Source organism: Roseibium sp. (assembly GCF_048260565.1).
GTDB lineage: Bacteria > Pseudomonadota > Alphaproteobacteria > Rhizobiales > Stappiaceae > Roseibium.
Genome location: NZ_JBLXGP010000014.1, coordinates 138,923 through 160,869, shown reverse-complemented (window position 1 = coordinate 160,869; position 21,947 = coordinate 138,923). Strand labels below are relative to the sequence as shown.

The 21,947-nt window shown below is 62.8% G+C and carries 23 protein-coding genes; 13 read left to right on the top strand and 10 right to left on the bottom strand.

The genetic code is table 11. The annotated features are described in order from the left end of the window. The first annotated feature begins 156 nt into the window (after positions 1-156). Together ACN0SO_RS23085 and ACN0SO_RS23080 are read left to right on the top strand one after the other, a co-directional pair. The gene (locus ACN0SO_RS23085) at positions 157-864 is read left to right on the top strand and encodes a metal-dependent hydrolase (RefSeq protein ID WP_417681536.1); all 708 of its coding nucleotides are present in this window, start codon (positions 157-159) and stop codon (positions 862-864) included. A gap of 149 nt (positions 865-1,013) precedes the next feature. Next, complete coding sequence (locus ACN0SO_RS23080; protein WP_417681535.1) at positions 1,014-2,735, top strand: tetratricopeptide repeat-containing protein; 1,722 nt, start codon at positions 1,014-1,016, stop codon at positions 2,733-2,735. A gap of 99 nt (positions 2,736-2,834) precedes the next feature. On the opposite strand, the gene ACN0SO_RS23075 is transcribed toward ACN0SO_RS23080, so the two are convergent. Beyond that, a complete protein-coding gene (locus ACN0SO_RS23075) occupies positions 2,835-3,746 on the bottom strand; it encodes a transglutaminase-like domain-containing protein (RefSeq protein ID WP_417681534.1) in 912 nt (303 codons plus the stop codon). Positions 3,747-3,845: 99 nt separating this feature from the next. Between ACN0SO_RS23075 and ACN0SO_RS23070 the strand changes: the two genes are divergently transcribed. Next, a complete protein-coding gene (locus ACN0SO_RS23070) occupies positions 3,846-4,742 on the top strand; it encodes a transglutaminase family protein (RefSeq protein WP_417681532.1) in 897 nt (298 codons plus the stop codon). A 14-nt stretch (positions 4,743-4,756) separates the two neighbouring features. Here ACN0SO_RS23070 and ACN0SO_RS23065 read toward each other — a convergent pair whose 3' ends face one another. The 5 genes from ACN0SO_RS23065 to ACN0SO_RS23045 form a co-directional block, all read right to left on the bottom strand. Beyond that, positions 4,757-5,779, bottom strand: a complete 1,023-nt coding sequence (locus ACN0SO_RS23065) for a fatty acid desaturase (RefSeq protein WP_417681569.1) — start codon at positions 5,777-5,779, stop codon at positions 4,757-4,759. A 57-nt stretch (positions 5,780-5,836) separates the two neighbouring features. Next, positions 5,837-6,076, bottom strand: a complete 240-nt coding sequence (locus tag ACN0SO_RS23060; RefSeq protein WP_417681530.1) for a hypothetical protein — start codon at positions 6,074-6,076, stop codon at positions 5,837-5,839. A 115-nt stretch (positions 6,077-6,191) separates the two neighbouring features. Continuing rightward, positions 6,192-6,401: a cold-shock protein gene (locus tag ACN0SO_RS23055; RefSeq protein WP_417681528.1), complete on the bottom strand. Its 210-nt coding sequence runs from the start codon at positions 6,399-6,401 to the stop codon at positions 6,192-6,194. A 352-nt stretch (positions 6,402-6,753) separates the two neighbouring features. Further along, a complete protein-coding gene (locus tag ACN0SO_RS23050) occupies positions 6,754-7,038 on the bottom strand; it encodes a PepSY domain-containing protein (protein ID WP_417681526.1) in 285 nt (94 codons plus the stop codon). Positions 7,039-7,102: 64 nt separating this feature from the next. Then, positions 7,103-7,546, bottom strand: coding sequence for a hypothetical protein (locus ACN0SO_RS23045; protein ID WP_417681524.1), 444 nt, complete (start codon positions 7,544-7,546; stop codon positions 7,103-7,105). A gap of 426 nt (positions 7,547-7,972) precedes the next feature. Here ACN0SO_RS23045 and ACN0SO_RS23040 point away from each other — a divergent pair, with 426 nt between their 5' ends. Together ACN0SO_RS23040 and ACN0SO_RS23035 are read left to right on the top strand one after the other, a co-directional pair. Further along, positions 7,973-9,370: a histidine kinase gene (locus tag ACN0SO_RS23040; protein WP_417681522.1), complete on the top strand. Its 1,398-nt coding sequence runs from the start codon at positions 7,973-7,975 to the stop codon at positions 9,368-9,370. After that, positions 9,367-9,993, top strand: coding sequence for a response regulator (locus tag ACN0SO_RS23035; protein ID WP_417681521.1), 627 nt, complete (start codon positions 9,367-9,369; stop codon positions 9,991-9,993). Before ACN0SO_RS23040 ends, ACN0SO_RS23035 begins: the two co-directional genes overlap by 4 nt. 21 nt (positions 9,994-10,014) lie before the next feature. Here ACN0SO_RS23035 and ACN0SO_RS23030 read toward each other — a convergent pair whose 3' ends face one another. Beyond that, on the bottom strand, positions 10,015-10,737 hold the full coding sequence (locus ACN0SO_RS23030; RefSeq protein WP_417681519.1) for a TetR/AcrR family transcriptional regulator: 723 nt from the start codon (positions 10,735-10,737) through the stop codon (positions 10,015-10,017). A 123-nt stretch (positions 10,738-10,860) separates the two neighbouring features. Here ACN0SO_RS23030 and ACN0SO_RS23025 point away from each other — a divergent pair, with 123 nt between their 5' ends. Next, positions 10,861-11,730 carry an NAD(P)H-binding protein gene (locus ACN0SO_RS23025; protein WP_417681517.1) on the top strand — a complete coding sequence of 290 codons (870 nt, stop codon included), beginning with the start codon at positions 10,861-10,863 and terminating at the stop codon, positions 11,728-11,730. A gap of 26 nt (positions 11,731-11,756) precedes the next feature. Here ACN0SO_RS23025 and ACN0SO_RS23020 read toward each other — a convergent pair whose 3' ends face one another. The 3 genes from ACN0SO_RS23020 to ACN0SO_RS23010 all read right to left on the bottom strand — a co-directional run bounded on the left by ACN0SO_RS23020 (position 11,757) and on the right by ACN0SO_RS23010 (position 13,883). Next, positions 11,757-11,903, bottom strand: coding sequence for a hypothetical protein (locus ACN0SO_RS23020; protein ID WP_417681515.1), 147 nt, complete (start codon positions 11,901-11,903; stop codon positions 11,757-11,759). A 145-nt stretch (positions 11,904-12,048) separates the two neighbouring features. Further along, positions 12,049-12,516, bottom strand: a complete 468-nt coding sequence (locus ACN0SO_RS23015) for a GFA family protein (RefSeq protein ID WP_417681513.1) — start codon at positions 12,514-12,516, stop codon at positions 12,049-12,051. Between the two features lie 116 nt (positions 12,517-12,632). After that, positions 12,633-13,883 carry a Zn-dependent hydrolase gene (locus ACN0SO_RS23010; RefSeq protein ID WP_417681511.1) on the bottom strand — a complete coding sequence of 417 codons (1,251 nt, stop codon included), beginning with the start codon at positions 13,881-13,883 and terminating at the stop codon, positions 12,633-12,635. A 146-nt stretch (positions 13,884-14,029) separates the two neighbouring features. On the opposite strand from ACN0SO_RS23010, the gene ACN0SO_RS23005 reads away from it, so the two are divergent. The 7 genes from ACN0SO_RS23005 to ACN0SO_RS22975 all read left to right on the top strand — a co-directional run bounded on the left by ACN0SO_RS23005 (position 14,030) and on the right by ACN0SO_RS22975 (position 21,931). Next, on the top strand, positions 14,030-15,589 hold the full coding sequence (locus ACN0SO_RS23005) for an ABC transporter substrate-binding protein (RefSeq protein WP_417681509.1): 1,560 nt from the start codon (positions 14,030-14,032) through the stop codon (positions 15,587-15,589). Positions 15,590-15,805: 216 nt separating this feature from the next. Further along, complete coding sequence (locus ACN0SO_RS23000; RefSeq protein WP_417681507.1) at positions 15,806-16,750, top strand: ABC transporter permease; 945 nt, start codon at positions 15,806-15,808, stop codon at positions 16,748-16,750. After that, on the top strand, positions 16,750-18,687 hold the full coding sequence (locus ACN0SO_RS22995) for a dipeptide/oligopeptide/nickel ABC transporter permease/ATP-binding protein (RefSeq protein ID WP_417681505.1): 1,938 nt from the start codon (positions 16,750-16,752) through the stop codon (positions 18,685-18,687). The genes ACN0SO_RS23000 and ACN0SO_RS22995 overlap by 1 nt, the downstream gene beginning before the upstream one ends. After that, positions 18,684-19,691 (top strand): ABC transporter ATP-binding protein, encoded by a 1,008-nt coding sequence (locus ACN0SO_RS22990; protein WP_417681503.1) that lies wholly within the window; start codon positions 18,684-18,686, stop codon positions 19,689-19,691. The genes ACN0SO_RS22995 and ACN0SO_RS22990 overlap by 4 nt, the downstream gene beginning before the upstream one ends. A gap of 36 nt (positions 19,692-19,727) precedes the next feature. After that, the gene (locus ACN0SO_RS22985) at positions 19,728-20,522 is read left to right on the top strand and encodes a FadR/GntR family transcriptional regulator (protein ID WP_417681501.1); all 795 of its coding nucleotides are present in this window, start codon (positions 19,728-19,730) and stop codon (positions 20,520-20,522) included. A gap of 273 nt (positions 20,523-20,795) precedes the next feature. Beyond that, a complete protein-coding gene (locus ACN0SO_RS22980; protein ID WP_417681499.1) occupies positions 20,796-21,146 on the top strand; it encodes a hypothetical protein in 351 nt (116 codons plus the stop codon). Positions 21,147-21,532: 386 nt separating this feature from the next. Continuing rightward, positions 21,533-21,931, top strand: a complete 399-nt coding sequence (locus ACN0SO_RS22975) for a VOC family protein (protein WP_417681497.1) — start codon at positions 21,533-21,535, stop codon at positions 21,929-21,931. Positions 21,932-21,947 lie beyond the last annotated feature (16 nt).

The following is a 21,947-nucleotide window of genomic DNA, read 5'->3' as shown; positions in this document are numbered from 1 at the left end:
CCGTGCAATTCGAACGATCCGGGCAGAGGGCGGTTGCGCCAGTCTTCCGCCATCCGGTACCCCGCCGGGGACTGTTGACGAATTTTCATTGGATTTTCCCGTCCCGGATCGGCCATGGTGCGCAAACGGACCAAACCAACGAGGAGGCACCCGGATATGAAACTAACCTGGTACGGTCATTCCGCGTTCAAGATGGACATTGCAGGCGCATCGATCCTGATCGATCCGTTCCTCACCGGAAATCCCAAGTTCCCTGAAAACCTCAGCGTCGACCAGGTGGCCGAAGGCGTGACCCATGTGCTTCTGACCCACGGGCACGACGACCACATCGGCGACAGCCTCGACATCTGCAAGAAGACCGGCGCCCAGCTGACCGCGAATTACGAGATCTGCATGTGGGCCAACGGCAAGGGTGTGGACAACATCAATCCGATGAATTCCGGAGGGTTCCTCGATGTGGGGCCATTCAAGGTCGGCCTGACCGTGGCACATCATTCGTCGGCTTCTGCCGCAGACGGCGACGGCTTCAAATACATGGGCAACCCGCACGGCCTGATCGTGGCCGCACCCGGCGAGCCGGTGCTCTATCACATGGGCGACACGGACATCTTTTCGGATATGGCCCTGGTCAACGAGATCTACGGGCCCAAGGTCGGGATCGTGCCGGTGGGTGACCGGTTCACCATGGGCGGCAAGAGTGCGGCGCTTGCCTGCAACCGTTTTTTCGATTTCGACACCATTATTCCGTGCCATTACGGCACCTTCCCGATCCTTGACCAGAATGCCGACACCTTTATCGGCGCTTTGGGGGCTGCCGCCTCGAAGGTGAAACTGCCGAAGCCGGGCGAGACGGTCGTGGCCTGAGGCGCTCCGCTAGCCCCATCATGACGGCTCGTCCCCCGGCTGAAGAGGTTCAGGCGGGACGAGCCGTTCTCTTCAGAAATCGAAGTCGTGGAAGCGTTTTGAACGTGGCGGAACGGTTGGCGGAAATTATCGGTCGAGTAAAAGCCACCATGGCGACAGGTCGTGTTTTGGCAGCCCATGACGCGGCGGTCTCGGGCCTCCAGCACTATCCGTCGGATCCGGAACTGAGCTACAACGCCGTTCTGGCTATCGCGCGGGCCGGCGCAACGGAGCGGGCGATGGAGCTTTATCGGGATCTCGATCTGCGGGGGCTTCCTGTCGACGATCCGCGGCTGAAAACCGACATCGGTGCGCTCTGGGCCCGCCTGCACAAGGATCTGGGCCTGCAGGCGCGAGGCGAAGAGGCGCGGGGCCATTTCCAGGCATCCGCCGATGCCTATCTGGAGGTGTTCCAACGGACCGGCGATGCGTATCCGGCCATCAACGCGGCAGCGCTTTATTGCTGGATCGGGGAGATGGAGAAGGCGGAGGATCTCGCCTCCCGATGCATCACCGCATGCGAAGGCAAGACCGACTACTATTCGCTCGCCACCCTGGCGGAGGCCTTTCTTATCCTGCGGCAAACGGCCCGGACGACGGCAACGCTCGTTCGGGCCGCGGACCTCGGAGCCGGGCGCGCCGAAATGGCGACTACGAGGCGGCAATTGAAGAAGACCTGTCAGGTCCTCGGTCTTGAAGACGACATTCTTGATCCGCTGAAGCGCGGTCCGATCGTCCGCTATCTCGGTCACATGCCCTGGCCGGGTCTCGACGGTGCGGCGGAGACCCTCATGAAGCGGCGGATCAGGGATTTCATAGCCGAAAAGCAGGTGGAGACGGCCTACGGCGCGCTTGCCGCCGGTGTCGATATTCTCGCGGCGGAAGCAATGCTTGCGGCCGGCGTCGAACTCCACGTCATTCTGCCGTTCGAAGTCGAGGACTTCCTGGCTGCTTCGGTGCTGCCGTTCGGCAGCACGTGGCGGGAGCGGTTCGATGTCTGCCTGGCAGCTGCGAAAAGCGTTTCGTTCGCCGCATCGGGCGGGCAGCCCGCTGACGGCGCCAGCTTCCGCTATTGCAGCGCCTATACCCGGGGCGTGGCGGCCCTGCAGGCGCAGGCCACCGACGCCGAACTGCATCAGCTAGCGGTCTGGAACGGGGCGCCGGTCAGAAAACCTGGCGGAACCCTGGATGATATTCTCATCTGGCACGGCCTGTCCCGGCCGCAGACGATCCTTACCACGGGCGGAGAATCCGTTCGGCCCGAGGCCTTGCCGGATGTGCCCCCTGTTGCCGACGATGCCGATCGCGAAATCCGGGCTGTTTTGTTCGCGGATTTCGCCGGCTTCAGCAAGCTCAAGGAAGCGGATATCGGGCCTTTCTTGTCTCATAGCCTGGCGGTCGTTGCCGATGTGGCGGCGCGGCACGAGGCAAACATTCTCTGCCGTAACACCTGGGGGGACGGTATCTTCCTCGTGATCGACACTGTGGAAGCGGCGGCACGGCTGCCCCGGGAGATCCTGGAGGCGCTGTCCGGCTCCGACAAGGCGGAAGCCGGCCGCCTGCCGATCCGGATCGGCCTTCACGTAGCCCCCATGTCGCGGATCGAGGATCCTCTGACGGGCAGAACCACCTATGTCGGTGCGGAAATCTCCAAGGCGTCCCGGATCGAGCCGATCGTGCCGGCAAACAGCATCTACGCAACGGAAGCCTGTGCCGGCGCACTTGCCCTTTCCGGCGATCCGTCGGTGCAGAGCGAATACATGGGCATGGTGGAACTCGCCAAGTCCGCGGGCATGATCCCGATCTTCCGACTGAAGTCGGTTACGGGCTGATCTTAGAGCATCGGGCGATGCTCTCATCCGGTTCGTCGTCGCGGCGGTCTGTCGCCGCTTGATCCGCCTTGCCCGGAAATCGATGCTCCGGTGGCGTCCTCAGGCGGTCGTCATATATGCGGTTGTGACCACCTGTCCGCCCAATCCCCGTTGCTGGGGATGGGGGCGGGTCTCGAGGGACTGAAGCAGCAGGCTTTCATCCTCTTCGTCCGCCAGCTCATGGCTCCAGACGCGAAAGTCGGTGAGTTCGTAGTTGCCGAAGGAGGTTACCATCGCGACGTCGGAGGCATCGTGGCCTCTGACCATCAGGATCCGGCCGATCCTGGGGACGTTGTAGCGGGCGTCGCACGTGTGCCATTCTCCCTCCATGAACACCTCGAACCAGGCGCAGAAGTCATCAAACCCGGCGTCGGGAACGCCGATGTCTCCCAGATAACCGCTGGCATAACGCGCGGGAATGTTCATGGCCCGGCACAGGCTGATCGACAGATGGGCGAAGTCACGGCAAACGCCCGTCTTTTCGGCAAGCACGTTTCCCGCAGTCTTGTCCGGACGGCCGAATTTGTAGTTGAAGGTGACGTGGGCGTGCACGAAATCGCAGATCGCCTGAACCCGTGGCCATCCCGCTTCGGTCCAGCCGAACTGTTTCCAGGCAAAATCTCCCAGGAGGTCGGAATCGCAATAGCGGCTGGCGACCAGATAGGTCAGCGTCTCGTTCGGCAGGTCCTGCAGCCGGGCTTGCCGCAGGGCCGGCTGGACCTTGTCCGGCAATCCGTCCACCTCAACGATCGAATCCGACCAGAAGACGGACACACCCGCAGGGGCCGTCGCGCGGGTCACGCGGTTGCCGAACAGGTCGGTATATTCCGACAGGTCGGTCACGCTGGAATTGCGGACATAATCCGACCCGATCATTCTTCCGGAAAACGTGCTGTGAACCGACAGGGCGAGCAGCATCGGGACCGGAACGGGGCACGTGACGGTGATTTCGAAGCCAATGCGTATGAGCAAGGCGATTGTCCTTGTGTGCGAGGGGATTAGCGTCCAAGCTGAAGAGCTTCCAAAGCCTCGGACAATCGGCGGCGACATGCGGCGGCGACAAAGGTTCAAATGACAAATGCCATTCGCGTCGTACACACTACACGATATCGCTACAGCAAGCCGGTAAAATTCGGACCTCACCGGCTTTTGCTTCGGCCCAGGGACGGACACGACCTTCGGCTTGTCTCGTCGGCGATTGCCATTTCGCCGGAAGCCCGCGTGCGCTGGCACTTCGATACGTTCGGCAACTCAGTCGCCACGGCGGAGTTTCCCGCGCCTGCCGACAGCCTGGAAATCAGAAGCGAGCTTCTGATCAGGCGGTTTTCGCATGAGGATTTCCTTGTTTCGCCCGACCGGCCCGGAAGCGCCTATCCGTTCGTCTACTCAAGCGAGGACCTGACCGATCTGGCACCGTTCATTGCGCTTGAAAATCCGCAGGAACGTTCAAAACTGGCCGCCTGGTTGGCGGAAGAGGCCGGTAAGGGGCCAGATGAGGTGTTCGCGTTTCTTAGAAACCTGTCCGATACCATCAACGACAGGCTGTCCTATATCCGCCGTGAAAGAACGGGCACGCAAAGCGCCGCCACGACCATTGACACCGGAACCGGCAGTTGCCGGGATTTCGCCTTCCTGTTCATGGAGGCCGCGCGGCATTTCGGGTTCGCCGCCAGATTCGTTACAGGTTACCTGAATATCGCGGCGGACAACGGTCATGAGCACACCGGAGGCGGATCGACCCACGCCTGGGCGGAAGTCTACCTGCCGGAGGAAGGCTGGGTAGAGTTCGATCCGACCAATCGAATCATAGGCAGCCCGGACCTGATCCGCATTGCGGTCACCCGGACGCCGTATCAGGCAATTCCGATCAGCGGCACCTATGACCAGCGGTTCGGTACGCTGTTTCACGGCATGGACGTTGATGTCCGCGTCGCGAGTGAACCCTACGACCCCTCCGGACCTCTTTAGGGCGTCTCCGTACCCTAGATACCGGCAGCACGCGCCTGACGGAAGGACACAAGCCGTCCGGCGTTTTCATCCCACAGGACGAGTTTCACGCATCTGAGGCTCTGCAAAAGGGTAACGCGGCCGACATTGCGCAGTTCGGGGTGATCCCGCAGGACTTCCGGCAAACGGTAGAACGGAATTTTCGCCGCCAGGTGATGAATGTGATGGATGCCGATGTTGCCGGTGATCCAGCGCAGCGGCAGAGGAAGATCGTAGTGCGAGCTGCCGTGCAATGCGGCGTGCTGGAAGTCCCAATCGCCGTCTTCGGACCAGTGGGTTTCCTCAAACTGGTGCTGGACGTAGAACAGCCAGACCCCGGCGCTGGCCGCCATCCATGTGATCGGAAGCTGGACAAGCAGAAACGGACCGATCCCGACGAGCCACATCATGATCAGGACCGGCAGGGCGATGCCCAGATTGGTGGTAAGGGTCGATATCCAGGGCTGAGGCCCGGAGCGCATCAGGCCGATCGGCAACCGATACTGGCAAACGAACAGCCACGCAGGCCCGAGACCGAACATGACCAGAGGATGGCGGTAAAGCCAGTAGCGTGCGCGACCCCACCAGGACAGACCCCGGTATTCGCGCACCGTCAACGTGTCGACATCGCCGACCCCGCGCCGGTCCAGATTGCCGGCCGACGCATGGTGAACCGCATGGGTGCGGCGCCAGTAGTCATAGGGGGTGAGCGTAAAGATGCCGATGATCCGGCCGATCCAGTTGTTGAGGCTGCGCCGTTCGAACAAGGTGCCGTGGCCGCAATCGTGCTGCACTATGAACAGGCGCACCAGAAAGCCGGCGGCAGGTATCGTAAACAGGAGACCCCACCAGTGATCGTGAACGATGGCGACGGCGGCAAGGGCCCACAAGGCTGTAAACGATACGACCGTCACGGCTATTTCGATCGTGCTTCTGAGCGCGCTCGGTTTCCGGTAGGGCGCAAGAACCTGTACCCAGGAGCGCTCGCGTCCTGTCGCATCGGTGTGTATGGCAGTCACTGTTGTCAAATGATTTCCAACTTGTGTATTCGCCTGACGGCCTTCACGGGCCTGACATCAATCCATGGAATCGGGCGTTCTTTTGCGTTTGGCTGTCCGGCTTCCGGCTGTTGATGCTCCAGCTTCCTGCGCGAGCATTTCCAGACGGGCGGCCTTGAGCTTTTCGGTCTTGGCGTTCCGGATATCGGCTTCGGTCTGCGCGATTTCCTTGGAAATGCGTATGGTGGTTTCGGCCTTTGTTTCTGCAGTCTGCCGCGTTGACTGGAAACGGATCCCTTTGGTGTCCGTAGTGGTCATGGCTTTCTGTCCTTCAAAACAGAGGAAAACAAAAAAGGCCGGGTTACAACCCGGCCTTTCTGTTCACCTTGGTGATCCGTGCCTGTGTATCCCGATTCAGGATCCAGGGCAGGCTTCAGACGATCTGCAGATTGTCCGCAGCCGACTTGCCCGAGCGGCTGTCCTTGACGACGTCGAAGCTCAGCTTCTGGCCTTCCGTGATCGTGGGAATGCCTGCGCGCTCGACTGCAGTGACATGGACAAATACGTCCGAGCCGCCGTCGTCCGGCTGAATGAAGCCGAAGCCTTTGGTGGAATTGAAGAACTTTACGGTGCCGATGGTCATAACGATTTCCTTACAATCGGTCATCAGAGAATACACACCACGCGTTTCGCGCCAGTATGCGGTTAGGTCGACGTTGATAGGGAAGATCGTTTCGGGCGGCGTGAGCCGCATTGTCACAAAGTTCGTCAAACAATATCGATGAGCGGTTACATAAGCCATGATGATGTTGAAAACAAGGCGGAACCGAACAAACCGGCTTTTCGATTAAAAATATTTGCGGGCGAGAAAAGGCGCGAGACCGGGTGGGGCGGTCCAGTTGCCGATCCGGTGGCCGGCATGGACACTTCGGCAGGATCGCGACCCGCCGCAGACAGAGGCGAGGTGTTGCGCGCCTTGTGGTTCCCGGACCTGTCTACTCAGCCCGCCTTCCGATCTCGTTCAGATCCTTATCGAATTCGATGTCGAATTGCTTGCCGCCCTTGCAGATGACGTCGTCGAGGTCATATCCGTCTTCAGTCGCCTCGATATCGTCGGGAGCCATCTGGCATTCCATGGCGGCGAGTTTCGCCATGATCGCGGCTTCCGTCTCCGCGTCTACCTTGCCTTCGGATTCTCCGGCGGCAAGCGCTCCGGTACAAAAGGCAAATACCGCGGCAAGGGAAATGATCTTTGCCTTCATCGAAGGGGTCCTCGTCATTGAATGTTTCCCGTCATTGAATGTTTCCCGTCATTGGATATTGCCCGTCACTGAATATTGCCCGTCACTGAATATTGAACGTAACTTTTTGAGCCTCGCCCGTGGAACCGGGGATATGCAGAACATGGCTTCCGGGCTTGATGGCGATGAAGGACAGTTCCGCCGTACCCGCGGCATCGAACTCGATGCTGTCGATGGCCATCGGCCGAACCTCGATCTTGTTGATGACGATCTCGTTCATCCAGATGGCGCGAAAGAAATCGGCACCCGAAACGGCAAGTTCAGCCGACCCGTCGGCGGTGATTTCGAGCTTGTAATAGGCACCCGACTGGAGGGTGTAGCTGGCTTCCCTGGAAAGCGGCTGACCGGAGGCCAGGGTCAGTTCGATCGGCTCTCCCCGGTTGCAGGCCGCCAGAAGGCCTGCGAAGCCGAGATTGTCGCAAAGCGGTGCGGCGGTGGCCGGGACTGCGAAGAGCGCCATGCCCAAGGCTGCGAATGTGCGTTTCATCGAAATTTCTTCCCCCCTTCGGTTTCCTCCATGGCGACGACGCCTCTCCGGTCCTCCCGCGAAAGGTCCAGACGGGAAAAAGGGGAAGGAGCGGGGACGGTATCGGCTCGAAGGACAGTGGCCCGACTATCTGATGCCCGGGCCGGGAGCATTGGCCCAAACATCAGGAGGTTGGATAGAACGTTCCGCTGTGCCGGGATTGAGAGCCCGAATTCCGGTGCGATCGGCTTCGAGGCGATCCGCCTGTTTCCCTGTTCCTTCCCATCTTTCGGTTCGAAACCTAGCACCGGTTCCCTACGCCGTGCTTCCCAAAAGATCTTGGGAACATTCGGCAAATCGGGTGCCAATTGTTCCCGAGGTCCGTTCTTTCGTCGACGGATCCCGATCCCGGCGCTACGATCCCTTGTCAGGATTGGGGAGGAAGTCGTGTTCGGACGGATGCATCTGCAGCACCAGGTCGTGCTCAGCATTTGCCTGGTTCACCTGATCGCGTTGACCCTGACGACGGCCATTCTGGTGATCAACGCGCGGGATGCGGTCAGGCTGGAGGTCAATTCGGGGGCTAAAAGCGCAAGGGCGCTCGTGCTCGCGACCCTCGGCTACACGCTTCAGGAAACGGCGCCGTCCGAAGTCCTGCCGAGGCTTGCGGAAACGCTGGTCGCGCCGCGGCACGTGCATATCGCCCTGGTCGACGCACGTCGCGGACTTCTGCCGCTGCGCGAAGTCGACGAAGCCGGACCCGCGAATGTGGTCCCGGACTGGTTCGTGCGGCTTGCGACACCGGAATTCAGGGAGATCCGGATACCGGTCGGGGCAAACGGCAACCGGTACGGTTATGTCTCGATTACCATGGCGCCCGGCAATGAGATCGCCGAGGTCTGGCACAATGTCGCCGGCATCTTCTGGATCGTCTTCGTCTCCGCGGTGGTGTCGGCATTGATCCTGTTCTGGCTGGTCAACCGGACGCTTCGGCCCCTTGATGCCTTGCGCGCGGCCCTCGCCAGGCTCCGGGACGGCAAGCATTCGGTCCGGCTCGGCCGAAGCTCCAGTGCCGACCTCGCTCCCATATTCCAGGGGTTTGACGACCTGTCCGACGCCCTTGAGGCCGCCGAGGCGGACCGGACACGGCTGAACCGCCGCATCGTGGAACTCGGCGACGCCGAGCGGCGCACCATTGCCATGGAATTGCATGACGAGTTCGGACCGTGCCTGTTCGGCCTGAAGGTCAAGGCGTCCGCGGTCGCGCGTGCCGCCGAACGGCTGGAAGATCAGGATCTCGCGCAGGATGCGGTCGCCATCCAGTCGATCGTCGCGCAGATCCAGGCTTCCAACAGCCGCCTGCTGACGACGCTCAGGCCGATGGCCATCGGACAGTTGCCGCTTGTCGATGCGTTGCTGGATCTGTTCCAGACGTTTCGAAAAAACCATCCGGATGTGGAGTGGCGTGTGGATCTTCCGCAAACCTTGCCCGACACGCCGGAGATCGTCGACCTCACGGTCTACCGGTTTTTCCAGGAAGGGGTGACGAACGCGCTTCGCCACGGTCGGCCCGGACGGATCACGGCCTCCCTGTTCCGGCAGCAGGATGCGGACGCCGGCCCGCTTCTGCGGCTCGTCGTGGAAGACAACGGTTTGGGCATGACCGGCGGCATGAGCGATGACACGACTGGCGGCCGCGGCCTGGCCGCCATGCGCGACCGGATCGACGCCGTCGGCGGTCAATTGAACATCGGTCCGGCAGAGGGCGGGGGCACACGGCTGGTGTCCGGCGTGCCGCTGCTGTCCGCGCCGGATAGCGCCTTGGAACTGCGGGCAGTCTCATGAAATCTGCACTCGTCATAGACGACCATCCGGTCACCCATCTGGGCTGCGGCCAGTTGCTGCGTGAGCTGGACTACGATCCGGTGCTGGAAGCGCTCACCGACCGGGACGCCCTGTCCCTCTGCGAGGTGTATCTTCCCGGCCTGATCGTCCTCGATCTCGGCATGCCCGGCGTCGGAGGCCTGAACCTCATCGAGCCGTTGCTGCGCAGGGCGCCAAAGACACGCATCCTGATCTTCTCGATGAACGAACAGGCAGCCTTCGTTTCCAAGGCGCTTGCCGCCGGGGCTTCCGGTTATCTGAGCAAGAATTCGGGGCCGGACGATTTTCTCGACGCGGTCCGGAGCCTGGAGGCGGGGAAGGCCTATCTGCCTCACGACATGGCCATGTCGCTGGCAACGGCGAAGATCGGCGGCCAGGCCGACCCCCTGTCCACGCTCACGGAACGCGAACACCAGGTCCTGCGCCTGCTCGGGGAGGGCCAGGATCTCCAGTCGATCGCGGATTCCCTCCGGGTCAGTTACAAGACGGCGGCCAACGCGTCTTCCGCGATCAAGAGAAAACTCGGCGCCAAGAGCACAACGGAACTGATCCGCTATGCCATATCCGCAGGCGTGGTCAGTTAACCGATCTGGATACGGCGGCCGTTATCCGCCGCGGGCGATGCGGTCGAGGAGTTCTGCAAGCAGGTGACGCTCGCCGTCGCTGAGTACTGTTGTGCGGTCCAATGAGGCCCGCAGCGCCGCCGCGGCTCCTTCCGGGCCCCGGGTGTCCCGGATGGCCGGCTCGCCGGTGATCGCGGCAATGACCGCCTCGCGGGCGGCTTTGGACAGGCCGGGGTCGCGGGCCTCTTCCGGCTGGGCGAGGAGGGTGAGCACCGTTCCTGTGCCCGCTGCTCTCAGGAGGTCGATGGCCCTTTCCTCGCTGGTCTTGAGCCTGCCCGCCAATGCGATGTTCCTGATCCGCTGGCGCAGCACTTCCTGTCCTGCAGCTACGGCAGGGGAGGCGGGGACTTCCCCGGGATCGCCGACGAGAATGGCGAACAGGCCCGGATTGGCGAGGCCGAAGGCCACATGCATGTCCCAGCCATCCCGCAGATCCTGCACCGGATCCGGATCCCGCCTACGTGTGGATTTTCCGGAGATGTAAGCGTTGAGACTGTGCTCGGCTACGGCGTCGAGCAGACCGTGCTTGTCGCCGAACAGGCGATAGAGAGTGGGTGCCTGCACGCCGGCAGCGGCGGCAACGGCACGGGTGGTCGCAGCCCCCTGGCCGCCGGCCTCGATCAATGCGGCGGCGGCTTCGACGATGCGCGTGCGCACATCGGTATCCCTGGCCGGTGCGCCTTTTGTCGTCTCTGCGTCGTTCATCAGACAGCCATAACCTGAATTTGTTTCCGTTGATAGTCCGTACTTGTTATCGATGATAATCAATGATATCGATTTTTTGTTATCGCTGATAATACGACTTTTCATTCTTTCAGGAGACTGTCCATGTTCATCGTCACCGGAGCCACCGGCCAACTCGGCCACGCCATCGTCAGAAAGCTAGTGGAACAGGTTCCCGCCGCTGAGGTGGGCGCGACCTGTCGGGAACCGGAAAAGGCGGCCGACCTGGCAGCGCTCGGCGTCCGGGTCCGGCCGGGTGACTTCGGCGACCCGGAAAGCCTTGCGCTGGCCTTCGAGGGTGCGCGTCAGGTGCTGATCGTATCGTCGAATGCCAGGGCCTATGGCGGTGATACCCTTACCCAGCACCGGAACGCGATCGATGCGGCGCGGGCCGCCGGCGCGGAGCGGATCGTCTACACCAGCCAGATGGCGGCGCGTGCCACATCCGCGTTTCCGCCCATGCACGACCATGCCGCGACCGAAGACATGCTGCGCGACTGCGGCCTGGCCTGGACCGCGCTGCGCCATGGATTTTACGCTTCGAGCGGGATCGCCATGCTGGGCGAGGCGCTCAAGACCGGTGTAATGGAAACGGCCCAGGACGGTCCGGTTGCCTGGACGGCCCATGCGGACCTGGCAGAGGCGGCTGCGATCATCCTCGCCCAGACCGCGCGCGAGAGCGGACCGACACCGCCGCTTACCGGACCGGAAGCGCTCGATTTTGGCGATCTTGCGGCGATTGCATCCGATCTGTCCGGCAAACCGATCAGCCGCAGGATCGTTGCCGATGACGCGTTACAGGCGAAGTTGGCGGAGCGGGGCACGCCGGGTCCTGTCGCAGCCATTGTGCTCGGACTTTATCGCGCGGCACGGGCCGGCGAATTCGCAAATGTCGACCCGACGCTTGAGCGTTTACTGGGCCGCAAGCCTATTTCCATGCGGGATGTGATGGCAGCGCATATCGCCGAAGACTAACGCCGCCAAGACAGCTATTTTTCCGCTCACACCCCCGCGCCGCTCAGGCCAATCAGGGCATGGAGCATCAGGTTGGCGCCTTTTTCGATGCCGGGCCAGGCGCTGAATTCGCCGGGGGCTTGGCTGATGCCGCCGCGGCTTGGAACGAAGATCAGGCCCGAGGGGCGCAACACCTGCATGGTCCGGGCAAGCGGCGCAACGCTGCCGATGGGCCGGATATCCTCACGCCGGAACCGACCGGACGATATCAAAAGAAGTCAGAAAGGGGCCGGGACCGTCACGACCGGGAGAGGGCCTGCCGTTTTCATTCCATGGGGCTTACCGGTAATCAACCTGATGTCGCGCGAACTCCTCAAGCAACGGGAGAAATTCCTCCGGCGGGGGGAAACCCTCATAGCTGTGTCGTGCCGGCGTTTCGACCCAGGAAAGCTTCTCGGAGGTCATGGTTTCCATGAAGGGTCTGGTCCACGCCGGATCGTCGAGCAGGGTGGGGCGCACATTTACCAGGCCTTCGAGAGCGGGTATCCGCGTGAACATCCACGTCTTGCAGCTTGGGCAGAAGAAATGGTCCAGATCCGGCCCTTGCAGTCCGCCCTTCACCGGTTCTCCCGCCGTGACCGTGAAGGCAGGGGCGGGAAAGATCGCGGTGAGGGAATAGGCGCTGGACGCCATACGCTGGCAGCCCCGGCAATGGCATGCCGAGGTGATGACTGGCGGGGCGGAAACCTCGAAACGAACCTGGCCGCACCGGCAGGTGCCTTCAAGACGGGACTGGGGGGTATTCACGGGACGCTCCTCATTTCGGATGCCGGGGGATGAGTCGAAAGCACGACGCCATCTGTCTGCATGCCTCGGCACCGGAGATCAAGGAGCGTCTTGCCGACCTCGTCCGCCCTTACCGGTCACATGCGCGCGCCGCTCAGGTCGATCAGGGCATGGAGCATGAGGTTAGCGCCTTTTTCGATATCGGGCCAGGCGCTGAATTCGCCGGGCGCGTGGCTGATGCCGCCGCGGCTCGGAACGAAGATCAGGCCCGCAGGACACAGCATCTGCATGGTCTGGGCATCGTGGCCGGCGCCGGATGGCATGCGGCAGGCAGGGAGACCGGCGTTTGCGGCGAGCGTCTCGAGCCGGTCGGCCAGAGCCGGGTCGAGCGGCACGGGCGGCAGCCAGCTTCGTTCGGCGGTCTGTAGGGCCAATCCGTGTTTTGCGGCAATCTCGTGGGCGTTTTCCTCGAGCCGCTTGCGCAGGGTGCGCATGACGGTTTCCGACGTGTCGCGCAGGATCACGGAGAACTGGGCGGTGCCCGGTATCGTGTGCGGCTGATTGGGCGACAGGGTGACGTGGCCGATGGTGATGCGGCTCTGATCGGTGCCGTCTTCCGCAATGAGGGCAGGGATCGTCTGTGCCAGTTCGCTCAGCCCGGCGAAGGCGTCGGCGCGCAGATGCATCGGCGTCGTTCCGGAATGATTGGCGACGCCCCTCATGGTCATTTCCAGATAGCAGACGCCGGAGACCCGGTCGGCGATCCCGATGGGAAGCCCTTCGTTTTCCAGGACGGGACCCTGCTCGATGTGCAGTTCGAGGAAGGCTTTGACACTGCCTTCCGGCCTTGCTGCGCCGAGGATCGCGTAAGGGTCGAGACCTTCGGCGGCCATGACCTCGGTGAGGCGGTGGCCAGAGGCATCGGCCGCAGAATCAATCCAGTTGGCGGTCAGAACGCCGGTGATCGCCTGGGAGCCGAGCATGCCGCCGAAGCGGCCTTCTTCTTCCGATGTCGCGGCGACTTCAATCGCTGTTGCCGGTTCCAGTCCGGCCTCTTTCATTGTCCGCACGCATTCCAGCGCCACGCAGGCGCCCAGCGACCCGTCGAAGGCGCCGCCGTCGGCGACGGTATCGAGATGGGAGCCGGCCATGATGCAGGGGGCGTCTTCAGGGCCGTAACGGCCGAAGACGTTGAGCGCGCCGTCGATCCATACGGTCAGGCCGTCTTCGCGCATCTGCCCGGCGAACCAGGAGCGGCAGTCGATGTCCGATTTGGAAAAGCCGAGCCGGTTGTAGCCGCCGGTTTTCGGGTCGAAGCCGAAGCGATTGACGCCGTCGAGGAGAGATTTGAGGCGATCGAGATTGATGCTGGCGTTGAGCCGCTGCATCCGGATTTCTCCCTGGTTTCAGCCATTAAGGCCTTGTTTGCCGTCGGAGTCGCAACCCCTTGGTGAAAATTAATATGAAATAATTATTGTGAAATGACAATTAATCATGATTAATATTCCCGGAGAAAACAACGAGGGGAATGGTCATGAAAAAGTTCCTAGCCGCGGCATTCGCCTCGGCCTTTATGGCGTTTTCGCCGACGGCGCAGGCGCAGACGCCGCCGAATGTGCTGGTGGTCGGCCAGATCGCCGAGCCCAAGTCGCTGGACCCGCAGGCGGTCACGGCGGTCAATGATTTTCGCATCCTGATGAACATTTATGACGGCCTTGTGCGCTACAAGGACGGCACGCTGGAAGTGGAGCCGGCCCTTGCCAAGAGCTGGACGATTTCCGACGACGGCAAGACCTATACGTTCAAGCTCAGGGAAGGGGTCGCCTTCCATGACGGCGCGCCGTTCAACGCGGAAGCGGTCAAATTCAATTTCGAGCGCATACTCGACGAGGAACATCCCTATCACGATACCGGACCGTTCCCGCTGGCCTTCTTCTTCTCTCAGGTGGAGACTGTTACGGCGGACGACGACACCACGGTCACCTTCCAGTTGAAGGCGCCCTATGCGCCGTTCCTGTCCAATCTCGCCTATCCGACCGGCCTGATCGTCTCGCCGGAAGCGGTCAAGACATACGGCAAGGACTTCGGCCGAAATCCCTCGGGAACCGGTGCCTACAAGTTCGGAGAATGGACGGCCAACGAAAAGGTGGTCGTGATCCGCAATGACGACTACTGGGACGGGGCGGCGGAGCTTGAGGCGGTGATCTTCCGTCCGATCACGGACGCCAACACCCGGATCGCCGAAATGCTCTCCGGCGGGCTCGACATCATGGTCGAGGTGCCGCCCGACAGCCTGCAGCAGTTCAAGTCCGATCCGATCTTCAATGTGCAGGAGCAGGCCGGACCTCATGTCTGGTTCCTGATCCTCAATGCCAAGGAAGCTCCTTTCGACAACAAGCTGGCGCGCCAGGCTGCGAACTACGCGATCCATAAGAAAGCGCTGGTCGAGAACGTGCTGCAGGGCACGGCCGATGTGGCCGCCGGCCCGACGCCGCCGGCCTTTGCCTGGGCTTATGACGAGAGCCTGGAGCCCTATCCGTACGACCCTGAAAAGGCCAAGGCGCTTTTGAAGGAAGCCGGCTACAACGGCGAGGAAGTCACCTTCTACGTGACCCAGGGCGGTTCCGGCATGCTCGATCCGGTCGCCATGGGCACCGCCATCCAGGCGGACCTGGAAGCCGTGGGCATGAAGGTCAAGATCGAGACTTACGAGTGGAACACGTTTCTGGGCAAGGTGAACCCGGGCCTGGAAGGCAAGGCCGCCATGGCCGAAATGGCCTGGATGACCAACGATCCGGATACCCTGCCGTTCCTCGCGCTGCGCACCGAGGCCTTCCCGGATAACGGCGGTTTCAACTCCGGTTACTACTCCAACCCCAAGGTGGACGAACTGCTGGAAAAGGCCCGACAGGTCACCGACCAGGGCGAGCGGGCAAAGCTCTACAAGCAGATGCAGCAGATCGTCCACGACGACGCACCCTGGGTGTTCGTCGCCAACTGGAAGCAGAACGCCGTCACCAAGGCGTCCGTGGAAGGTTTCAAGCTGCAACCGTCCTTCTTCCTGATGCTGCAGCATGTGAAAAAGCCCATGTAGTCTGAGGCTTCGACCCGGCGGGCTCAGGCCTGCCGGGTTGATTTCTATAAAGGGGCACGAGTTCTCAGGGCCAAATGCCTGAATATGCAGTAAGGCCGGGCGGCATACTCCCGTCTCCCCCCTTGAGGGGGAGAGGGGTGCAAGGGGCGAGGATTTCTGAATTTTCGGAGTGTCTCGCCGAATTCAACTGTCCTGCGCAAGTGAGGGGAGAGAGGTTTGGCTTTCTATATCGCCAGGAGGCTGTTGGCTGCGATACCGGTGTTGTTCGGGCTGACTGTGATCGTCTTCCTGATCATGGCAATGATCCCGGGAGATCCTGCGACCGCGATCCTGGGTTCCTACGCCACGCCGGAAAACGTCGCCAAGCTCAATCAGCAGCTCGGCCTCGACAAGAGCCTGTTCCAGCAATACCTCATCTGGATCGGCAATCTCTTTCACGGCGATCTCGGCCGCTCCTACACCCTGAACCGGCCGGTGCTGGACGAGGTGCTGGAACGGTTCTCCGCCACGCTGATCCTGGCAGGCACGTCGCTTGTGCTGTGCTCCATCTTCGGTCTGCTGGCGGGCATCGTCTCGGCCGTGCGCCAATACGGCTGGGCGGACAAGATCATCACCTTTCTCGTCCTGATCGGCATCTCGACCCCGTCGTTCTGGCTGGGCCTTCTGCTGATCCTGGCCTTTGCGGTCAAGCTGCGCCTGTTCCCGGCCTCGGGCATGTTCGCCATCTACGGCGGCGGGGACCTTCCCGATCTCCTGCGCCACCTGGCCTTGCCGGCGCTGACGCTTTCCGTGGTTGCCACCGGCGTGATCGCGCGCCTGACCCGTACAGCCATGCTGGAGGTGCTGCGCCAGGACTATATCCGCACCGCACGGGCCAAAGGCCTTTCGGAACGCAAGGTGATCTACAAGCACGCGTTCAAGGCAGCCCTTGTGAGCGTCGTGCCGGTGATCGGCATTCAGGCCGGTTTCGTCATCGGCGGGGCGGTCTATATCGAGACCGTGTTCCAGTGGCCGGGGATCGGCTCCATGCTGGTGACCGCCATTTCCACCCGCGACCTGTTGCTGGTGCAGGGCGGCGTCCTGGTGGTGGCCGCGGCTTACGTGCTGTTCAACCTGGTGGCCGACGTGGTCCAGACCATGCTCGATCCGAGGCTGCGCTGATGACCGACACGGCTGGAAACACGCAGGCCAAGCCGGCGCCGAAATCCGCCCGTCCGGGCACTGTGGCGCTGCTTTTGAACAACACGCTTGCGACCGGCGGGCTGATCGTGCTGGCGGTGATCTGTCTTATCGCGCTGGCAACACCGCTGCTGCCGCTTCCCGATCCGGATGCGACGGCACCCGCAAACCGGCTGCTGCCGGTCTTCAGCGCGGGCCATCTGCTCGGGACCGATCATCTCGGCCGGGATCTGCTCTCCCGGCTCCTGTGGGGCACGCGGGTGTCGCTGGCTGTCGGCGTGTCCGCGACGCTGATTGCGGCCTTCTTCGGCTCGCTGTTCGGGCTCGTCGCCGGCTATGCGGGCGGGCGGGCGGACACGGTCATCATGCGCGGCATCGACATGGTGATGGCCTTTCCCTACATCCTGCTGGCGCTCGCCATCGTCGCGGTGCTGGGGCCGGGGCTTTTGAACGCACTTTATGCCATCGCGCTGGTCAACATTCCCTTCTTTGCCCGCAACATCCGCGGCATCACCTCCGGTCTTGCGCGCCGCGAGTTCGTCGATGCGGCGCGGCTTTCCGGCAAGTCGCCGGTGCAGATCCTGTTCATCGAAATCCTGCCCAACGTGCTGCCGGTGATCGTGATCACCATGTCGACCACCGTCGGCTGGATGATCCTGGAAACGGCGGGCCTGTCGTTCCTGGGGCTGGGCGCGCAGCCGCCGCAGGCGGATCTGGGTTCCATGCTGGGCGAGGGGCGCAAGATCCTGTTCACCGCGCCGCATGTGTCGATCATTCCCGGGCTGATGATCTTCGCGCTGGTCATGAGCATCAATCTTTTCGGCGACGGGGTCCGCGACGTGCTCGATCCGCGTCTGCGGGCGGGATCGCTGAGCCGGCCGGTGGCGCGCACGGCAGTCGCGCGCGGCGGGTCCGATATTCCGCCGCCGTCCGAAGCGCCCGGTGTGCTGGACCTGAAGGGCCTGCGTACGGAGTTTCAGATCGGGGGTTCGGTCTACAAGGCGGTCGGCGGGGTCGATCTTCATGTCAGGCAAGGCGAGTGCCTGGGCGTTGTCGGCGAATCCGGCTCCGGCAAGTCGGTCACCGCCATGTCGGTCATGGGGCTGGTGCCGACACCGCCCGGCAAGATCGCGGGTGGCGCGGCCTATCTGGAGGGCGAGGATCTGTTCGCCGCCAGCGACGGGCGTATTCGCAACTTGCGCGGCGGGTCGGTGGCCTATGTGTTTCAGGATCCGCTCTCGACCCTGCATCCGCTCTTCACCGTCGGCGACCAGCTCAAGGAGGCGATCAAGGCGCACCAGCCGCTTTCCCATGCGCAACTGAAGGAAAAGGCGCTGGAGCTTCTCTCTCTGGTGCGTATTCCCAACCCCAGGGAGCGGCTGTCGGCCTATCCGCACGAACTCTCCGGCGGCATGCGCCAGCGGGTCTGCATCGCCATGGCGCTGGCGAATGACGCCAAGCTGCTGATTGCCGACGAGCCGACCACGGCGCTGGATGTGACCGTGCAGGCGCAGGTCCTGACCCTGATGAACGGCCTGCGCCGGGAGCGCAACGCGGCGATCCTGTTCATCACTCATGACTTCGGAGTCGTCTCGGCAATCTGCGACCGGGTGGCGGTGATGTATGCGGGGCGGATCGTGGAGACGGGTACCACGAAAGAGATCCTGGAAAGCCCGCAGCATCCCTATACGGCCAAGCTGATCGAATGCGTGCCGGTGCTGGGCGAACCGGAGCGGCGGCTCGATGCCATCGAGGGTCGCCCGCCAGTGGTCAACAACCTGCCCGACGGCTGCGCCTTCGCCGACCGCTGTCCCCGTGTCCGGGCCGATTGCCGGTCCGGCGAGCTGGATCTTGTCATGTCTTCGCCGGAGCGTGGCGTGCGTTGCCTCTATCCGTTGAACGAAGGAGGCGCGGCATGAATGAGGCAGTCAAAAGGAGTGGCGGTGAGACCCTGCTTGCGATCTCCGACGTGGAACGGATTTTCGGCGGCGCGCGCACCCTCTTCGGAGGCCGCACGCCGGCCGTTCACGCGGTGCAGGGGCTGAGCCTGGACGTGAGAAAGGGCGAAACACTGGGCATCGTCGGGGAATCCGGCTGCGGCAAGTCCACGCTCGCCCGGCTGGTGGTCGGCCTCGACCTGCCGACGTCCGGGTCCATTACCTTCGGCGGCGAGGATCTGACGGAGTTGGCCAGACGAGACCGGCGGGCGCTGGCGCGCAAGGTGCAATACGTGTTCCAGGACCCGGTCGCCTCGCTCAATCCGCGCAAGACCATTCGCACCATTCTGGAAGCCCCCCTGCGCCACCTGGCCAACCTGGACGCCAACGGCCGGGAACAGCGGCTGAATGAGCTGCTGGACGCGGTCAACCTGGCGCCGGAGTTCCTGGAGCGTTATCCGCACGAGTTTTCCGGCGGGCAGGCGCAGCGGATCGGTATCGCGCGGGCGTTGGCCGCCGGGCCTGAGCTGATCGTGCTGGACGAGCCGGTCTCGGCACTCGACGTTTCGGTGCAGGCTCAGGTTTTGAACCTGCTCGACGACCTGAAGGACCGGTTCGGCCTGACCTATATCTTCATCAGCCATGACCTGTCGGTGGTGGAAAGCGTCAGCGACCGGGTCGCGGTGATGTATTTCGGGCGCATGGCGGAGCTGGGCCCCGCGCGGCAGGTGTTCCGCGCACCGCTCCACCCCTATACGGAGCTTCTGATGCGCTCCGCGCCCGCGCCCGGCCGCCATGAGCTTCTGGCCGAGGGTGCCTCCGCCGAACTGCCCGACCCTTACAATCCGCCGCCCGGATGCGCCTTCGCCGCCCGTTGCGCCAATAAAACGGCGCTCTGCATTGAAGTTCATCCCGCTCCGGATGAGGCCAAAGGCGATGGAACCGGTCATATTGCGGCTTGCCATCATCCGCTGGCGCGGGCATAGGCGAATTACCGGATGGACCTGCGCATGAGTCGGCCAATGAAACTTCGAAAGGGCGATACGGACCCGAAGACGCCCCGGCGGCTGCGCCGCACCGACATGGTCGCCCAGCAGATCCGGGAACAGATCGTCCATGCGGGTTTAAGGCCGGGGGACAGGGTGCCCAACGACTGGCTGTCGCCCGAAACCGTGAAAGTGTCGCGCGGCACCCTGCGCGAGGCGCTGAAGGTGCTGGAATACCAGGGGCTGATTTCCACCAAGAGCGGGCCCGGCGGCGGCGTCTTCGTCGCCTCGGTGGAACCGGGGGAGGCGATCCGCCTGCTCGACAACCTGTTCCTGTTCGATCCGCCGTCGATTGCCGACATCTACACCCTGCGCAAGCAGCTGGAGCCGGAACTGGCGGCCTCCGTCGCCGGGCATCTGTCGGAGGCGTCCTTCAACGCGCTGCAGGGCTGCATCCGCCTTTACGAGGACGAGCCGAAGACGGCGGAAGAGGAATATGCCCAGCGGCTGGCGGAACTGGATTTCCATGAGGAACTGGCCCGCCAGTGCCCGAACCCGATCCTCGCCTTCACCTGTTCGTTCCTGCTCAGCCTTCTGCGCGACATGACCGTGTGCCGGCAGATCTACAAGGAGCCCAACCCGGCGCTGCGCGAGACCGGCCTGCATTATCAGGTGCGCCTGCTGCGGGCGATGAAGGCGGGCGATGCGGAGCTTTGCCGCATGATCATGCGCGGCCACATGATCGAGGCGGAAAAATACATGATGGAACGCGCCGCCATGCGCGCGCCCGGCGCCCCGCGTGCAGAGCCGACCGCAGGTGGCAAAGTATAATCCGATCGTACATCTATTGGTTTTGAGTGGGTGGCCCGCGGTCCACCGGCGTGAACGAGTCACTGTCTTTTTTTGGTGTCCGCCGGAACCTGCGCCGGAGGGCAAATTGGTTAGCCGGAGAAGGCTCTATACTTGCCATTGCAATGCCGTGGCTGGCGGCGCTGAATTCTAGTCTTGCGAGAAACTATGCAGGCTTTTCTCCGTATACGTGCTACAAGGGTTAACCGGCGCGCAATCTTGCCTGCCTGTTCCCAACACTGATTGGACATTATCATGCAAATTCCCGAATGGACGAAACCTGCGCTCGTGGGCGCGGGAGCGGGCGCTGTCGCCCTGGCGATAGTCGGATTCGGCTGGGGCGGATGGATGACCGGCAGTTCCGCGATGGAAATGTCGAAAAAGCAGTCCATGGCCGCCACGGTCACCGCGCTGACGCCTTATTGCGTCCGGAAATCGAAAGACGATCCGAATTCGGCCGATCTCATGGCGAAAATCGAGGAGGCCAGCAGCTACAAGCGGCGCAACATGGTCGAGGAAACCGGCTGGGCGACGCCGCTTGGCGCGGAAAAGCCCGATCGCGCGCTCGCGGAAGCCTGCCTTTCCGCGTTGACCGGAAACACCTGACCGACCGCCGGCGCGCCCGACGTCGCGCCGACCAGATAGTGAAGCCGCGGTCTCCGCGTCTTCATGGTTCCCCGCCTTCCCGGACCTCCGCCCTCGCGGGGCCGGTCAGTCCGGGGTCTGTCTGCTTCCCTGCCGTATCCTTCCCTCCGGGCCTTGCAGGGTTCCCGTTGCCGAAACCGGCCGGGGCAAGGAAACTCCCTTCGACACCGTAGCCGCTCTGAAAAACGGCACCCGGCCTGATCCGATGTCTCGGGAGACCTGTGTTCTGCGCGCGGGAAAGATCTCTCAACAAGGCAACTGCTGCTGACAGAAGGTTGTCAGGAAGGGTGTGGGATGTGTCCATCCAGGATCGCGTCTCCTGCGGTCCAGGTAAAAGGACAAGCCCCATGAAATTCGCTTCCACCCGCCTGATCGCCGGCGACATCAAGGCCGTTGTCGGCTTCTACGAGCTGGTGACCGGACTGGCGGCCGACTGGCTCGCGCCCCAATTCGCCGAAATCGTCACGCCCTCGGCGGCCCTTGCCGTGGGCAGCGCGGAGACCGTGGCCCTGTTCAAGGAAGGCAGCGCGGAACCGGCGGCCAACCGCAGCGCGATCCTGGAATTCATGGTGGACGACGTGGATGCCGCGTTCGAGCGGCTGAAGGACAGCGCCGAGGTGGTGCATGCGCCTAAAAACCTGCCCTGGGGCAACCGCTCCGCCCAGTTCCGCGACCCGGAGGGCACCATCGTGGCGCTTTACACGCCGGTCACCGAAGCGGCGAAGGCGCGGTTTGCGGGGCGGTGAGGGCGCGCGCGAAAGG

Bases quoted from the DNA above. Each gene is read 5' to 3' on its own strand.
- ACN0SO_RS23030 (WP_417681519.1), bottom strand. From the start codon at position 10,737: ATGAACGACGCAGAGACGACAAAAGGCGCACCGGCCAGGGATACCGAT.
- ACN0SO_RS23085 (WP_417681536.1), top strand. From the start codon at position 157: ATGAAACTAACCTGGTACGGTCATTCCGCGTTCAAGATGGACATTGCA.
- ACN0SO_RS22975 (WP_417681497.1), top strand. From the start codon at position 21,533: ATGAAATTCGCTTCCACCCGCCTGATCGCCGGCGACATCAAGGCCGTT.
- ACN0SO_RS23025 (WP_417681517.1), top strand. From the start codon at position 10,861: ATGTTCATCGTCACCGGAGCCACCGGCCAACTCGGCCACGCCATCGTC.
- ACN0SO_RS22980 (WP_417681499.1), top strand. From the start codon at position 20,796: ATGCAAATTCCCGAATGGACGAAACCTGCGCTCGTGGGCGCGGGAGCG.
- ACN0SO_RS23055 (WP_417681528.1), bottom strand. From the start codon at position 6,401: ATGACCATCGGCACCGTAAAGTTCTTCAATTCCACCAAAGGCTTCGGC.
- ACN0SO_RS22985 (WP_417681501.1), top strand. From the start codon at position 19,728: ATGAAACTTCGAAAGGGCGATACGGACCCGAAGACGCCCCGGCGGCTG.
- ACN0SO_RS23005 (WP_417681509.1), top strand. From the start codon at position 14,030: ATGAAAAAGTTCCTAGCCGCGGCATTCGCCTCGGCCTTTATGGCGTTT.
- ACN0SO_RS22995 (WP_417681505.1), top strand. From the start codon at position 16,750: ATGACCGACACGGCTGGAAACACGCAGGCCAAGCCGGCGCCGAAATCC.
- ACN0SO_RS23070 (WP_417681532.1), top strand. From the start codon at position 3,846: ATGACAAATGCCATTCGCGTCGTACACACTACACGATATCGCTACAGC.
- ACN0SO_RS23060 (WP_417681530.1), bottom strand. From the start codon at position 6,076: ATGACCACTACGGACACCAAAGGGATCCGTTTCCAGTCAACGCGGCAG.
- ACN0SO_RS23080 (WP_417681535.1), top strand. From the start codon at position 1,014: ATGGCGACAGGTCGTGTTTTGGCAGCCCATGACGCGGCGGTCTCGGGC.
- ACN0SO_RS23045 (WP_417681524.1), bottom strand. From the start codon at position 7,546: ATGAAACGCACATTCGCAGCCTTGGGCATGGCGCTCTTCGCAGTCCCG.
- ACN0SO_RS23050 (WP_417681526.1), bottom strand. From the start codon at position 7,038: ATGACGAGGACCCCTTCGATGAAGGCAAAGATCATTTCCCTTGCCGCG.
- ACN0SO_RS22990 (WP_417681503.1), top strand. From the start codon at position 18,684: ATGAATGAGGCAGTCAAAAGGAGTGGCGGTGAGACCCTGCTTGCGATC.
- ACN0SO_RS23035 (WP_417681521.1), top strand. From the start codon at position 9,367: ATGAAATCTGCACTCGTCATAGACGACCATCCGGTCACCCATCTGGGC.
- ACN0SO_RS23010 (WP_417681511.1), bottom strand. From the start codon at position 13,883: ATGCAGCGGCTCAACGCCAGCATCAATCTCGATCGCCTCAAATCTCTC.